Origin of the sequence: Microbacterium sp. NPDC088619 (assembly GCF_044752825.1) — a bacterium.
In the GTDB taxonomy this organism is placed as follows: Bacteria; Actinomycetota; Actinomycetes; order Actinomycetales; family Microbacteriaceae; genus Microbacterium.
The window spans coordinates 1,063,495-1,078,363 of the sequence record NZ_JBIVLZ010000001.1 but is presented as its reverse complement, the minus strand read 5'-3'; the positions used below and the strand labels follow the sequence as shown (position 1 = coordinate 1,078,363).

Below are 14,869 nucleotides of genomic sequence, written 5' to 3'. Positions count from 1 at the left end.
GCCCGCCGTCGTCGGTACGCTCGGAGGATGGCCACCGCTTCCCCCCGCCGTTTCGCCGGTCCGTCCGACCTGCACATGCACTCCAACCACTCGGACGGCACGGAGGCGCCGGCTGAGGTCGTGAGCCAGGCGCACGCATACGGTCTGCGCACCGTGGCGCTGACCGACCACGACCGCAGCACGGGATGGGAGGAGGCGGCAGCGGCCACCGCCCGACTGGGGATGACGTTCATCCCCGGCATGGAGCTCTCGGCGAAGCACGAATGGCGCAGTGTGCATGTGCTCGGCTACCTGTTCGACCCGCTCGACGAGGCGCTCAGAGCCGAGACCGATCGGATCCGCGGCGATCGGATCGGTCGTGCCGAGAGGATCGTCCGCAGCATCGGTCGCGATTACGACCTCGACTGGGACGACGTCCTCGCTCAGACCACCCTCGACGCGACCGTGGGTCGCCCGCACATCGCCGACGCTCTCGTCGCGCGGGGGATCGTCCGGGACCGTACCGAGGCGTTCGACGGGATCCTGCACCCGCGCGAGGGGTACTACGAGCCGCACTACGCTCCCGACCCGCTCACCGCGGTACGTCTGATCACGGACGCCGGAGGGGTGGCGATCATCGCACACCCGGCGACGGTCGGGCGGGACCACATGATGCCCCTGCATTTCATCGAGCAGCTGATAGTCGCGGGCCTGGGCGGTTTCGAGATCGACCACCGTGAGAACACCGCGTCAGGCAGGAAGGCGCTGCATGCGATCGCGGCGAAGCACGATCTGATCATCACGGGCTCGAGCGACTACCACGGCACCGGAAAACCGAACCTGCCCGGCGAGAACACCACCTCGGACGAGATGGTCCAGCGGCTCATAGAGCGCGCGACCGGCACCGCCCCGCGCTACGCCTGAGGCCGGGCGTTCGGCGGGCGGCTCACTGCGCGTCGCGGGGCGCGGGACGGCAGAGGGGGCGGATGCCGCTGCTGCAGCATCCGCCCCCTCTCAGGTCGGTCAGGCTCCGGAGACCGGAGCTGCTCCCGCGCCGCCCGAACCTCCGCGACGACGACGGCGACGACGCGCCGGAGCCGGCTTGCCGTCGTGGTGCTCCTTGCCTGCACCGTCGTGGGTGCCGGCGCCCTCGGCGCTGCGGTCGGCCGACGGTGCGGACTGCGAGTCACCGGCAGGTGCCTCGGAAGCGCCTTCTGCGAATGTGGAACCCACCGGGGTCGAACCGCCACGACGACGGCGACGGCGACGGGTGCCACCCTCGTCCGTGCCCTCTGCAGCCACGTCTGCTGCGCGCTCGGGACGCGGCGCTCGCTCGGTCTTCACCGACTGGGTCTTCGGCGCCGAGACGAGACGGCCCTTCGTTCCGGCGGGGATGTCGAGGTCTTCGAACAGATGGGGGCTCGACGAATACGTCTCGGTGGGTTCGGGCTGACCGAACTCGAGAGCGCGGTTGATCAGCGCCCACTTGTGCAGGTCTTCCCAGTCGACGAACGTCACGGCGATGCCGGTCTTGCCCGCGCGGCCTGTGCGACCGACGCGGTGCAGGTACGTCTTGTCCTCGTCGGGAATGGTGTGGTTGATCACGTGGGTGACGTCATCGACGTCGATGCCTCGGGCGGCGACGTCGGTCGCGACCAGCACATCTCGCTTGCCCGCCTTGAAGGCCGCCATCGAACGCTCGCGCTGATCCTGACCCATGTCGCCGTGCACTCCGCCGACGTTGAATCCGCGGTCGCTGAGTTCGTCGACCAGACGCTGCGCTGCACGCTTGGTGCGCGTGAAGATGACGGTCTTGCCGCGACCCTCGGCCTGCAGGATGCGGGCGATGATCTCGTCCTTGTCGAGCGAGTGGGCCCGGTATACGAGGTGCTTGATGTTGGCCTGCGTGAGACCCTCATCGGGGTCGCTCGCACGGATGTGGATGGGGTTCGACATGAATCGACGAGCGAGCGCGACGATCGGGCCGGGCATGGTCGCCGAGAACAGCTGCGTGTGGCGAACGGCGGGGACCTTCTGGAAGATCTTCTCGATGTCGGCGAGGAAGCCGAGGTCGAGCATCTTGTCGGCCTCGTCGAGCACGACCTCGGTCGCGTTCGACAGGTCGAGCAGGCGCTGGCCTGCGAGGTCGATCAGGCGACCAGGCGTGCCGACGACGATCTGCGCACCGGCCTTGAGCTGATCGATCTGGCCCTCGTAGGCCTTGCCGCCGTAGATCGCGACGACGCTGGTCGAGCGGTTGCTCGTGAGCAGGTCGATGTCTTCGTACACCTGCACCGCGAGTTCGCGCGTGGGAACGACGATGAGCGCCTTGACGCCGTGCTCGGGGTCGAGCCCCAGTCGCTGAACCACGGGGATGCCGAACCCGAAGGTCTTGCCGGTGCCGGTCTTGGCCTGGCCGATGATGTCCTGGCCGGGAAGGCCGAGGGGGATGGTCTGCTCCTGGATCGGGAATGCGTCGACGATTCCCTTGGAGGAGAGCGCGTCGATGATGTCCTGATCGATTCCGAGATCAGCGAAGGTTGTCAATGTTCAGAGTGCCTGTCCGGCGACCTGCGAAGATCGCCACGTTCACGGATCCACGCCGTCTTTGTGCCACAGGCGCGGGCCCCGCTCCGACGGCGGGGACACCGACAGCCTACCCGAGGGGGTGGTGACGCCCGGAAGGACCCCGTCGTCCGAGTATTGTGAAGCCCGTGGTGAACTGGTTCTGGAAGCGTAGGACGCCCCGGCGCACACTGACGTTGCGCAGTCGCGGGGATCAAGGCGCAGCGACGCGCGTCGACTTCGCCGAACTGGCCCCCGAGCTGCCACGATTCCTCGGGCAGGCCGCATACCTGCAGCTGGGGTACTTCGAGACTCTCACCCGACTCATCAGGGCGACGCCCGAGCTCTCCGAGAAGGAGTCTCTCTCGCGCGCCGCCGGCGCTGCGCTCACCAAGCACCGGGCGATCGTCGATGTCATCTCAGAGCGTGGCGACGACCCGACCCAGCTCATGCTCCCGTTCCGTGAGAATCTCGACGCCTTCCGCAGGAAGACGATCGGCGCGCGCCCGAGGGAGACTCTCCTCGCCGTGTACATCACGGCGGGCATGCTCGACGACTTCTACTTCGCCCTCGCATCGAGCTATGGGGACACGGGAGAACGGGTCGCCGAGATCCTGGCTGAGGACGACGCGCGACACGAGATCGTCGCGATCATCCAGGAGACCATCGACGGCGACGGCGAGTGGCGATCGCTTCTGTCGATGTGGGCGCGTCGTCTGGTCGGCGACACGATCCTCGTGTGCCGCTCGGCCCTGCGGCAGCCCGAACTCGCCGCCATGAGCGAAGACCGTGTCGAGCTCGTCTACACCGAGCTGATGGGCGCGCACGCCCGCCGCATGGACGCGATGGGGCTCGCCTCCTAGACGGAGCGATTCAGATGCCGAGTGCGGCTCTGGTCGTGGCGTCCGACCGGCGGCGCGACGCGACGATCGCGACCGTGAGGCCTGCTGCGACCGCTACGGAGCCGACGATGCTCGCGAGCCACAGCCAGATGCTGTCCTCTCCGACGCCCAGCCACTGCAAGCCTGTGTAGAAGAGCGCGGCGAGGGCCGTGGCCATCGCGGGCGTCAGAGCGACCCCGCGCAGCTCGCGGCCACCGATCATGTAATGGGCCGCGATGCCGAGCGCGCACGCTCCGACGAGAGCGAGGAGGATGTACATCGTGGGGTCAGGCGAAGAAGCCGACGCGACGAGACTCCTCGGTGCCGAGCTCGATGTAGGCCAGGTTCGCGGTCGGAACCAGGTAGGAGTTGCCCTTCACATCGGCGAAGCTCAGGTGAGAGGTGTTCTGCTCGAGAGCAGACGAGACCTGCGCGCGGACCTCGTCCGCGCTCGAAGCGGTCTCGAAGCTGAGCTCGCGGCCGGTGTTGATGATGCCGATGCGGATTTCCACGCGTACTCCTGTTTTCCAGTCGACGATGCTGTGGTCGAGTCGGCCTCGGAGGCCGACGACTGCGCCCAACTCTACCGGGCGACGAGGTGCCGGGATCCGCCGACCCGGTCGGTTTCGCCCTGAGCGCACAGCGTCGTGAGACGGCGGCGAGCGGCGATGTCCGTGCGCCGCAGTAGCGTGGAGGACATGACAGAGGATGCCGCGCAGAACACCGTGATCGGTGCAGACGCGTCGGCATCCGGGGTCATCATCGGGGCGCCGGGCACGGGCAAGACCCGCTCTCTCACCGAGCGCGTGGTGCATCTGCTGGACAGCGTCGGGATGCTTCCGGAGCAGATCCTCGTGCTCACACCGAGCAGGCAGGCGGCCACGGCGCTGCGGGACCGCATCGGAGTGCGGATCGGTCAGGCCACTCCCGGCCCGCTGGCCAGGTCTCTCGGGTCGTTCGCCTTCCAGGTCGTGCGCGGAGCGATGGTGCGCGCGGGAGCAGAGCCTCCGGCCCTGCTGACAGGGGCAGACCAGGACCGCCTGATCGCCGAGCTGCTCGCGGGCGATGCGGAAGACGAGCGCATCGTATGGCCGCAGGCCCTGAGCCCCGCGGTGCGCGCATCGAAGGGCTTCCGGTCGGAGCTTCGTGCATTCCTCGCCGAGTGCGTCGAGCTCGGCGCGCGGCCCGAGGAGCTGCGCGCGGCCGACGATGCCGCGTGGTCGGCAGTCGCCGACTTCCTCGTCGACTACCGCGAGGTGCTCGATCAGGCGCGGGCATCGCATCGAGACGCCGCAGATCTGCTCGCCGAGGCATGCACCATCCTGCAGGCGGCTGAGCCGAACGCCCTGGGGCCTCTCGGCGATCTGAGAGTGGTCCTCATCGACGATGCGCAGGAACTGACACGCGGCGGGATCGCGGTGGTCGAGGCGCTCCGCGCGCGAGGCACGGCAGTGCTCGCTTTCGGCGATCCCGACATCTCCTCCGGGGCGTTCCGCGGAGCGAGTCCCGAGCTGTTCGCTCAGCTCGCCGCGGCGCTCGGCGAGGTGCACGTCCTCGACGCGCCTCATCGCCAGGCACGCGCTCTCACATCCCTCACCCGCACCGTCACACAGGCGATCGGGGCTTCAGGCCGCATCGACCACCGACGCGCCCCCGAACCGCTCGACGCACGGGACGCAGGCGCCCCCTCCGGCGTCAGCACCTTCATCGCGCCGTCGCCGCATGAAGAGCTCGACCGCATCGCCGGCGTCATGCGTGAATGGCACCTCACAGACGGTGTTCCGTGGGATCGCATCGCGGTGATCGCGCACGACACCCGCCAGGTGACCCAGCTCGAGTCCGAGCTGGCGGCGCGCGAGATTCCGACGAGGGCCGCGGGTGTGCAGCGTCCACTCGGCTCCGAGCCGATCGTGCGCGACATCGTCGGCATCGTGCGCCTGGCCCTCACCGCACCGGACGACCGGACCTCCAACGACTGGGAGGAGGCGCTCCGCACCCCCTTCGGCGGCATGGATGCGATCGGCCTCCGGCGTCTTCGCGCACGTCTGCGCCATATCGAGCTCGACCTCGGCGGTTCGACTCCGGCTCGGGAGCTGCTGCGTCAGGCGCTGGCTTCGCCCGACCACTTCACCCTCATCGACGCGCAGGAATCCCGACTGGCTGCGCGCTTCGCTTCGACCGTCGCCGAGGTTGCCGACGCGGCGGCCGAGGGCGAGACGATCCACGATCTCCTGTGGCGAGTCTGGGATCAGGCCAGGGCGGTCGACGGGCGCAAGCTCCAGGTCGCGTGGCGTGAGATCTCGCTGCAGCCCAGCGGTGCCGAGACCGCGAGAGCCCTCGACGCCCTCGTCTCGTTGTTCGGCGCGGCGAAGCGATTCGTCGAGCGCACCCCGAATGAGAAGCCCGAGGCGTTCGTGCGTGACATCCTCGACAGCGAGGTGCCCGAAGACTCCCTGTCGAGTCCCGATCGGCCGGGGCGGGTGACCCTGCTCACGCCGGCGACAGCGCTCGGCACCGAGTTCGACGCCGTCGTGGTGGCCGGAGTGCAGGACGGCATCTGGCCGAACGTGCGCCTGCGCGGCGGGATGCTGCAGACCTGGCGCCTCGCCGATGCGCTGCTCGCCGCCCGCACCGGCACCGCCGAGCACCCGCCCGAGACCCTCGACCGGCGCCGTGCGGCGCTCCACGACGAGCTGCGTCTCTTCGTGCGCGCGATCTCTCGCTCACGCCGCAGACTCCTGATCACCGCGGTCGACGACGACGACCTGACGCCCAGCCCGTTCTTCGGTTTCCTCCCACCGCCCGATCCACCCGAGCTGCATGCCTCGGCGGAGCACCCGCTCACCCTGCGAGGGCTCGTCGCACGTCATCGCCGGGTGCTGACGACCTCGACTTCCCTGGCCGCGCGAGAGCACGCGTCCGCACAGCTGGCGGTGCTCGCGAGGGAGGGCGTGCCGGGCGCGGACCCGTCCGAGTGGTACGGCGTGGCTCCGCCGACGACCGACGCCCCACTGCACGACCTCGCGGTCGACGCGGCTCGGGTGTCGCCGTCACGCATGGAATCGTTCGAGGAATGCGAGCTGAACTGGGCGGTCTCCGCACTCGGCGGCGACACCGTGATGCCGCCGTCGGCGGGTATCGGCACCATCATCCATGAAGCGATGGAACAGGTGCCTGACGGAGAACTGGATCGCCTGCGCGAGGTTCTGGCCGAGCACTGGCCCGAGCTCGACTTCGAGACGGCCTGGATCGGTAGGAAAGAGCGCCGTCGAGCCGACCTGTACATCGATCGACTGCACAGCTATCTCTCGGACGTGGCAGAGGAAGGCGGTCGTGTGATCGCCGGCGAGGTCGAGTTCCGATTCGCGGTCGAGGTTCCGGAAGAGATCGGCGCCCCGCCTGCTGTCCGCGCGGTGAGCACCGCACCGGACGAACCTCACCCGCACCATGCGATCGTTCACGGTTTCATCGACAGGGTCGAGGCCTACACCGCCGGCGGCGGGGAACACGCGAAGGCCCGAGGGCAGAGATGGACGCGTATGGCCGATGCGCAGGGAGGAGAGCGCGTCGTGGTGGTCGATCTGAAGACGGGCAAGTACGAGCCGGAGAGCGAGCAGAAGGTCGCGGACCACGCGCAGCTCGCCGCGTATCAGGTGGCGGTGCAGGAGGGTCTCATCGCGGGCGCGGAGTCGGCGGCGCTGGCCGGAGCCCGGCTCGTGCTGGTGGCCAAGACGCTCGCCGGGAGCGACTTCCGCGTCGCACACCAGCACACCCTCGCCGGCCAAGAGCGGGTGCAGTTCCTCGGACGCATCGCCGAGGCCGCTCGAGGCATGTCGGCGTCCAGCTTCACCGCGCACGTCGAGGCGCACTGCGCAGACACCCAGTGGCGCGTCCAGCCGTGCCGCATCCACACTGTCGCCGCGGTGAGCGCGTGACGGCGTGGACGGGAGCGGGGCACGGCATCTCTGCACTGGATGTCGCCGCCGCTCTCGGCCTTCCGGCGCCCACAGAGGCCCAGCAGCGAGTCATCGAGTCGCCACCCGCACCGGCTCTCGTGGTCGCAGGAGCGGGCAGTGGCAAGACCGAGACGATGGCCGGTCGCGTCGTCTGGCTCGTCGCGAACGGGCACGTGCGCCGCGATCAGATTCTCGGGCTGACCTTCACCCGCAAGGCCGCCGGTGAACTCGCCGAGCGGATCGGCGTCAGGCTGGCGCTCATCGACGAATACGGAAGAAGAGGGCTGCTGCCGCACCTTCCCGAGATCGTGGCGAGCCACGCTCTCGATCGCGTGTCGAAAGCAGCGAACGGTCGTCAGCGCGAGGTCGTCCGATCGCAGGTGCTCGACGAACTCGCCGAGCGCTTCGGCACAGCGGGCGATGCTGCCCCGCTCTCCGCAGAGGACCTGTTGATCCGTCCGAAGGTGTCGACGTACAACGCGTTCGCGGACGGCATCGTGCGCGAGCACGCGGCGCGCATCGGCCGTGAGTCCGACGTCGCCATGCTCAGCCAGGCGGCATCCTGGATGCTGGTGCGGGACGTCGTGCTGCGCGCCGACCTCCCCGAGCTGGAGGAGATCGACCGATCGGTGGCGGGGGTGGTCGACGCGGTTCAGCGCCTCGCCGGCGACTCTCTCGATCACAGGGTCGACCTGGATCGCGCGGATCGGATCGCGCTGCGTCAGGCTGAGGCTTTCGAACCGTACCGGAGCAATGCGGATGTCGCGACCGCCGCCGCGAACCTGCGCGCCCTCCCCGCGCTGTCGGTCCTGGTCCGCGACTACATCGCCGAGAAGGAACGCCGCGGTGTGCTGGACTTCGCCGACCAGGTCAGCGGCGCCTATGACATCGTCGAGTCCTCACCCGATGTGCGCGACGACCTCCGACAGCAGCATCAGGTCGTGCTTCTGGACGAGTATCAGGACACCTCCGTGATCCAGACGCAATTCCTGGCGCGGCTCTTCCGCGACTCCGCCGTGATGGCGGTCGGCGATCCCCACCAGTCGATCTACGGTTGGCGCGGCGCCAGCGCAGACAACCTGCACGCCTTCGCGCGGACCTTCTCCGAGCACGAGACGGTCGGGAACTACAGCCTGATGACGAGCTGGCGCAACGACCGGAGCATCCTCGGTGTCGCCAACCGCATCCTCGGTCCTCTGCGCAGACCCGGATTGGACGTCCCACCCCTCGAGGCTCGCCCGGGTGCGGGCCCCGGCTCGGTCGAAGTGAGCTTCCCGCTCACGGTCGACGAGGAGGCGCGCGCGGTCGCCGAGTGGTTCGCTGCGCGTCGTGCGGCACACATTGACCCCGCGAAGCCGCACACCGGGGCGGTGTTGTTCCGGTCGAAGCGCCATATGCAGACCTTCGCTGCAGCGCTGGCCGCGCAGGGGATTCCCCACCGCATCCTGGGCCTCGGCGGTCTCCTCGCGACGCCCGAGGTGGTCGACGTCGTCTCCACGCTGCGGGTGCTGCACGATCCCACTGCGGGCTCTGCGCTGATCAGACTCCTCGTCGGGCCTCGATTCTCGGTCGGGGTCGCCGACATGGCCGCACTGCAGGATCTCGCGGCGGAGCTCTCCCGGCGTGACAGCGGGCTGCTGCCGCTGGACGACGAGCTGCGCAAGCGCATCCGTGCGTCGCGTGGAGCCGACGAGGCGCTGTCCATCATCGACGCCGTCGATGTGCTCCGTGGCCTCAGCGACGACTACCGCCTCCTGTCGGGCATCACCCCAGAAGGGCGCTCTCGCATACGGGCGGCGGGGGAGATGCTCGAACGTCTCCGTCGAGCGTCGTCGTTGCCGCTTCCCGACATGCTGAGGCTCATCGAGCTCGAGCTGCGCCTCGACATCGAGCTCGCGGCGAACGAGACGAGGGGACCGGCGCGCATCGCCGCCACGCAGCTGCGCGCGTTCACCGATGAGGTCCGGTCGTTCCTCGCCGCTGATGAGCGGGGGACCATCTCGAGTCTCCTCGCCTGGCTGGAGAAGGCGGAGAGCACGGATGAGCTGGTGCCGCGCCCGGAGCCGCCGGAGCCGGGGGTGGTCCAGCTTCTGACCATCCACGGGTCCAAGGGCCTGGAATGGGATGCGGTCGCCGTGGTGCGCATGGTCGAGGGAGAACTGCCGTCGCGGCCGACGGACACGGCAGGGTGGTTCGGCTTCGGCGTGCTGCCGTTCGCTCTGCGGGGCGACAGTGCGGCTCTGCCGACGTTCAGCTGGCTTCCCCCCTCCGACGAGGAGCTCGATCCGGCCAAGCGGCTCAAGGCAGGGATCGCGTCGCTGACGAGCAGGAGCAAGACGGCGCCGGGCGCGATCACCGTGTTCAAGGACGCCTACCGCGAGTATCAGCAGGAGGAGGAGAGAAGGCTGGCCTACGTGGCTGTCACGCGGGCGCGCAGCCACCTGCTCCTGACCGGGGCGCACTGGGCGGGGCAGAAGCAGCCGAAGGCGCCGAGCCCCTACCTGATGGAGGCGATGGAGGTGCTCGGACGCGGCCCGATCGAGCCCGCGGATCCTGACGAGAACCCCTACGACGGTCCGGGTGCCACGCTCACGTGGCCGCTCGACCCACTGGGAGCTCGACGCGGCGTCGTCGAGGCAGCCGCCGCAGCCGTGCGTGCGGCAGCTGAGGGCGACCCGGTGGCCTCCCCGGAACTGGTCCGTCTGCTCGCCGAGCGTGCTGCCCGGCTGCGCGGCACCGATGCGGCGCCGCCGACCCGCGTGCCCGCCTCGCGCTTCAAGGACTACGTCACCGACTTCACCGGCACGGTGTCGTCCATCGTCCGCCCGATGCCGGAGCGGCCCTACCGGCAGACGCGCCTGGGCACGCTGTTCCATGCCTGGGTCGAGCGGCGAAGCGAACTGGTAGGCGTCGGTCAGCGTGTCGACGAGGCGCTGTGGGAGCTGGATGAAGACGATCTGTCCTTCAGCGAGACCGTCGGAGCAGCGGAGGTGTCGTCGGCCGATGCCGCCGACCTCTCGTCTCTGCAGAAGATCTTCGAGGCCAGCGAATGGGGAACCCTCAAGCCGATCGCGGTCGAGATCGAGATCGACTTCGCGTTGGGCGGCGGCGCACGGTCGGGCGACGACGGCCACATCGTCATCTGCAAGCTCGATGCGGTCTACCGACGCGAGGATCGGGGCGGGCGTATCGAGATCGTCGACTGGAAGACGGGCAAGGCTCCTCGCACACCCAAAGAGAGAGAAGAGCGGATGCTGCAGCTCGCGCTGTACCGCCTCGCCTACCATCGCCGATTCGGAGTGCCGCTCGACGAGATCGACGTCGCGCTGTACTACGTCGCAGACGACCTCGTCATCCGCGGTGACCGGGTCTACTCCGAGTCGGAGCTCTTCCAGCGCTGGAGCGCTGCCCGCGCTGCTCGCTGAGCCTCATCCTCGGGCGATCCCTCGTCGGAGCCGTCCGCCTTCTCGGACGCCCCGGCATGACCGTCGCCGCCAGACGAGCTCCGCGCCGTGCCGAGGTCTCCCGAGACCTGGTCGCGTACCGCGGACAGGTCCTCGGTCTCGAGGCCGCCCACCTGAAGACGACGCGCGGCGTCCGCCGTATCGCTGAGGTCGCTCGTGCTCTGGGCGTCGCTGTCGTCGCGCCAGAGATCGTTCGGGTTGTACGCATCGGTCTGCATCGATGTGTCGACGCTCGAGACGGCACTCGCCGGAACCCTGTCGAGCGCATCGAGAGCAGACTCGACACCTTCGTTGCGCGACGCGATCACGCCGAGATCGTCGCTGTGCAGCCCGTTTGCCAGCGCCTCGAGAAGAGCGGCGGCATCGTCGACGATATCGGGGCGGTGCAGAGCGTCTCCGTGCACCAGCCAGCGGGCGAACTCGAGCTCGGCGAGCAGTCGAGCGCGCACTTCGAGCGCCGCGTCGGGGCCGCGATCGGCTGCGCGCGCGTACGAGGCGTGCACGTCGTCGGCCGCATCGGGCGCGGTCGACAGCCAGGAGAGATCGATCGCCGGGTCGCCGACAGCAAGGGAATGCCATCCGACGAGTCCGGTGACCTCAGGGCCGAGGTCCGGGTCGTCGCGGAAGATGAACGAGGTCGACTGCACTCCACCCAGCACCACCGTCGATTCGAAACGCCAGAGGTCGTCGTCGGCGATGGCGTCCCGCCACCTGACGGTGAGCCGAGCGGGGACGCGTCCGGTCGATGCCGCGACGTCGACCAGGCGAGCGAGTTCGTCGCGGCTCTCCTGGGCAGACCGCGTGGTCAGCCCGGCGCCTCGTACGACCGACGTCGGGAGCGCGTGCACAGCGGCGATCGCAGCGCCCATCGATTCGGCGGCGCCCCGGCCGGCGGGCACCATCGCGGCTTCGATCTGGAAGCCGGGCAGCAGCTCGGTCACGAGTGCGTGTGCGTCTGCCAGGCGGGTCTCGCCGATGTACTCGGGAGCTCTGAAGGGCAGCATCGCTCGCGCGCCGGCTGTCAGCGCCCTGAGCGCGAGGGCCTCGGCGGCGAGCTCTCGAGAGGTCTCGTCGTCGTCGGCCACACGGATCGCGAGCTCGCGTCCGTCGGCGAGGGTGGCGACGGCGGAGTCGAAGCGGCCGTCGCCGTCGGCGCTGAGCGCGCGTGCCCCGGTCACCTCGGCGCCGGGCAGTGCGGCAGTCACCGCCGCGGCTAGAGTGAATGGAGAGCGTCCCATGCCTCCAGGGTAGGTGGACGTGGGGGCGGTCCTGCTTCCGCCACGCCCGTGAGAGAGGGAGCCGATGATCGCCGACAGCAGCACGTCCCTCGACCGAGCCGCGGATCTCCGTGTCGAACCGGGCGTCCTCGATCGGCTCCGCGCCGACGACGCGACGAGGGTGATCGCTGTGCGTGACGGTCGGGTGCGCATCTCCGGCAACGACCTCGATCCGGCCGCACTGCTGCGAGTGCCGGCGTCCGAGATCGTCGACGCGACGTGGGCGCTCCTCGGCCGCGACGGAGACGGAAGCGCTCTGCTCCTCGCCGTTCTGCCGCCGGAGGGCGACACCGTCGACGCCGCCCCGGAGGAGGTCTGGCTGGGTCTCCGCGACCTCGGCGCGCGTCTCGACTCCCGCGACACCGAATTGCTCATCGAGGCCCTCGCGCTGGGTGGCTGGTTGCGCGACGCGCCGTTCTGCCCCCGCTGCGGGGGAGGCACAGAGGTGCGCCAGGCCGGATGGTCGCGTCGTTGCCTCGTCTGCGGTCGCGAGCACTTCCCGCGTACGGATCCTGCGGTGATCGTCGCAGTCGAGAGCTCGGACGGCGAACGACTCCTGCTCGGTGCGAACGCGAACTGGGGCGGGCGGATGTACTCGTGCTTCGCCGGATTCACCGAGGCGGGCGAGTCCCTGGAGTCGACCGTGCATCGCGAGCTCGAGGAGGAATCGGGCGTCCGCCTGGCCTCATTGCGCTATGTCGCGTCTCAGCCGTGGCCCTTCCCACGCTCGCTCATGCTCGGGTTCCGTGCGGTGGCTCTGGACGACCACGTGCTGCGGCCGGACGGCGAGGAGATCATCGACGTGCGCTGGTTCACCCGCGACGAGATCGGGTCCGCTCTCGCCGGCGACGGACCGGTCGGCCTGCCCGGACCCGCATCGATCGCGCGCGCGCTCATCCTCGAATGGTTCGAGGAGCGCGCGTGAGCGCGCTCGAAGCCCTCGACGATCGACAGCGCGAGGCGGCATCCGTTCTGCGCGGGCCCGTCGCCGTGCTGGCCGGCGCGGGAACGGGCAAGACACGGGTGATCACCCACAGGATCGCCCACGGTGTCGACACCGGTGCGTACTCGCCTTCGCGCGTCATGGCGGTCACGTTCACTGCGAAGGCGGCGGGGGAGCTCCGGGGACGTCTGCGCGCCCTGGGCGTGGAAGGCGTCGCCGCGCGCACGTTCCACGCCGCCGCGCTCGCGCAGCTCAACTTCTTCTGGCCGACGTTGGCCGGCTCACCCGCTCCGTCGATCATCGACAACAAGGTGAGGCTGCTCGGTCAGGCCGCCGACTCGATGCGTCTGCGTCCGAGCACCGCGACCCTCCGGGACATCGCCTCGGAGATCGAATGGCGCAAGGTGTCGATGCTCTCGATCGAACAGCACTCGTTGCTCGGTCGCACGATGAGCGGAATCGACTCGGCGCAGTTCGTCGAGCTGCAACAGCGCTACGAGGCGTTGAAGGACGAGCGGCGCCAACTCGACTTCGAAGACGTGCTGCTGGCATGCGCCGGGATGCTCGAAGCGGAGCCCCGCGTCGCCGCCTCTGTGCACGAGCAGTATCGCCACTTCACGGTCGACGAGTATCAGGACGTCTCTCCGCTCCAGAACCGACTGCTCGAACTCTGGCTGGGTGATCGCAAGGACATCTGCGTCGTCGGCGATGCAAGTCAGACCATCTACTCGTTCGCCGGCGCCGAACAGCGATTCCTGCTGGAGTTCGAGCGGCGGCATCCGGAGGCCACGGTCGTACGGCTCGAGACCAACTACCGTTCGCAGGCGCCGATCCTCGAAGCGGCGAACGCCCTCATGAAGGGTCGGCCGGGTGCGCTGGAGCTCATCCCCGCGAGGGAGACCTTCAACGCGGAATCGCCCACGGTGACGGCGTACGACTCCGAGCGCGACGAGGCCGAGGGGATCGCCGCTGCCGTGGCGGCGCGGATCGAATCCGGGGCCTCACCCTCCGAGATCGCGGTGCTCTATCGGGCTCATGCGCAGTCGGCTGTGCTGCAGCAGGCGCTCGCCGCACAGGGCATCCCGACCTCGGTGCTCGGCGGGACGCGGTTCTTCGCCATGCCCGAGGTGCGACAGGCGATCCTGGCCTTGCGGGCCGCTGCCGTCGCTCCGACGGAGCAGGGGTTCCTCCCCGGCGTCCAGCGCGTCCTGCGCGAACTGGGGCTCTCTGAGGAGCCACCTGCCGCCGGGGGTGCGCAGCGCGACGGGTGGGAGGCCCGGCGGGCGATTCTGCGACTCGCCGAGGATGCCGGGCCGGACGAGAACCTGCGAACCTTCAGCGATGCGCTCATGGCGCGAGCGAAAGATCAGCACGAACCCACGATGCGCACGGTGACGCTCTCGACTCTGCACGCCGCCAAGGGGCTCGAGTGGCCGCACGTGCACCTCGCAGGGTGGGCCGAGGGAGCGCTTCCGATCTCGTACGCCACGGGGTTCGAGGCGATCGACGAAGAACGCCGCCTCGCCTACGTCGGCGTCACGCGGGCCGCGCGTACTCTCTCACTGTCGTGGTCGCGCTCAGCGGGGCGAGGGGAGCGGGCGCCGTCGCGGTTCCTGGCAGAGATGGGAACGACTGCTCGCGGCACCGGCATTCTTCGTGAAACGTCACCGAACGCCACTCGCGCCGACCATCGCCGCTGACCTCGACGAACGAGCCCGCTGTCGACGTCTCCGCGAGGAGTCGCGCGACGAGCGTCGCCGCGTCCGCGATCCGCGCGGCACTGATGGGACCTGACGCCCGTCCG

General features: G+C 69.4%; 10 protein-coding genes. 6 read left to right on the top strand and 4 right to left on the bottom strand.

Annotated elements, in window-relative coordinates; genetic code table 11:
• The first annotated feature begins 27 nt into the window (after positions 1-27).
• Positions 28-903: a PHP domain-containing protein gene (locus tag ACIP5T_RS05480; RefSeq protein WP_400861246.1), complete on the top strand. Its 876-nt coding sequence runs from the start codon at positions 28-30 to the stop codon at positions 901-903.
• Between the two features lie 99 nt (positions 904-1,002).
• Here the strand turns inward: ACIP5T_RS05480 and ACIP5T_RS05475 are convergent, their stop codons facing one another.
• The gene (locus ACIP5T_RS05475) at positions 1,003-2,526 is read right to left on the bottom strand and encodes a DEAD/DEAH box helicase (protein WP_400861244.1); all 1,524 of its coding nucleotides are present in this window, start codon (positions 2,524-2,526) and stop codon (positions 1,003-1,005) included.
• 167 nt (positions 2,527-2,693) lie between these two features.
• Between ACIP5T_RS05475 and ACIP5T_RS05470 the strand changes: the two genes are divergently transcribed.
• On the top strand, positions 2,694-3,407 hold the full coding sequence (locus tag ACIP5T_RS05470) for a ferritin-like fold-containing protein (RefSeq protein ID WP_400861242.1): 714 nt from the start codon (positions 2,694-2,696) through the stop codon (positions 3,405-3,407).
• Between the two features lie 10 nt (positions 3,408-3,417).
• Here ACIP5T_RS05470 and ACIP5T_RS05465 read toward each other — a convergent pair whose 3' ends face one another.
• Positions 3,418-3,705, bottom strand: a complete 288-nt coding sequence (locus tag ACIP5T_RS05465) for a hypothetical protein (protein WP_400861241.1) — start codon at positions 3,703-3,705, stop codon at positions 3,418-3,420.
• A gap of 7 nt (positions 3,706-3,712) precedes the next feature.
• Positions 3,713-3,937: a DUF3107 domain-containing protein gene (locus tag ACIP5T_RS05460; RefSeq protein ID WP_042541981.1), complete on the bottom strand. Its 225-nt coding sequence runs from the start codon at positions 3,935-3,937 to the stop codon at positions 3,713-3,715.
• Positions 3,938-4,123: 186 nt separating this feature from the next.
• Here ACIP5T_RS05460 and ACIP5T_RS05455 point away from each other — a divergent pair, with 186 nt between their 5' ends.
• Together ACIP5T_RS05455 and ACIP5T_RS05450 are read left to right on the top strand one after the other, a co-directional pair.
• Positions 4,124-7,360, top strand: a complete 3,237-nt coding sequence (locus tag ACIP5T_RS05455; protein WP_400861238.1) for an ATP-dependent helicase — start codon at positions 4,124-4,126, stop codon at positions 7,358-7,360.
• Positions 7,357-10,806 carry a UvrD-helicase domain-containing protein gene (locus ACIP5T_RS05450; RefSeq protein ID WP_400861235.1) on the top strand — a complete coding sequence of 1,150 codons (3,450 nt, stop codon included), beginning with the start codon at positions 7,357-7,359 and terminating at the stop codon, positions 10,804-10,806. Before ACIP5T_RS05455 ends, ACIP5T_RS05450 begins: the two co-directional genes overlap by 4 nt.
• On the opposite strand, the gene ACIP5T_RS05445 is transcribed toward ACIP5T_RS05450, so the two are convergent.
• The gene (locus ACIP5T_RS05445; RefSeq protein WP_400861232.1) at positions 10,752-12,083 is read right to left on the bottom strand and encodes a phosphotransferase; all 1,332 of its coding nucleotides are present in this window, start codon (positions 12,081-12,083) and stop codon (positions 10,752-10,754) included. The two genes, ACIP5T_RS05450 and ACIP5T_RS05445, sit on opposite strands and share 55 nt — an antisense overlap.
• A 64-nt stretch (positions 12,084-12,147) precedes the next feature.
• Between ACIP5T_RS05445 and nudC the strand changes: the two genes are divergently transcribed.
• Together nudC and ACIP5T_RS05435 are read left to right on the top strand one after the other, a co-directional pair.
• A complete protein-coding gene (gene nudC / locus ACIP5T_RS05440) occupies positions 12,148-13,047 on the top strand; it encodes an NAD(+) diphosphatase (protein ID WP_400861229.1) in 900 nt (299 codons plus the stop codon).
• Positions 13,044-14,765, top strand: coding sequence for an ATP-dependent helicase (locus ACIP5T_RS05435; RefSeq protein ID WP_400861227.1), 1,722 nt, complete (start codon positions 13,044-13,046; stop codon positions 14,763-14,765). Before nudC ends, ACIP5T_RS05435 begins: the two co-directional genes overlap by 4 nt.
• Positions 14,766-14,869: the final 104 nt, after the last annotated feature.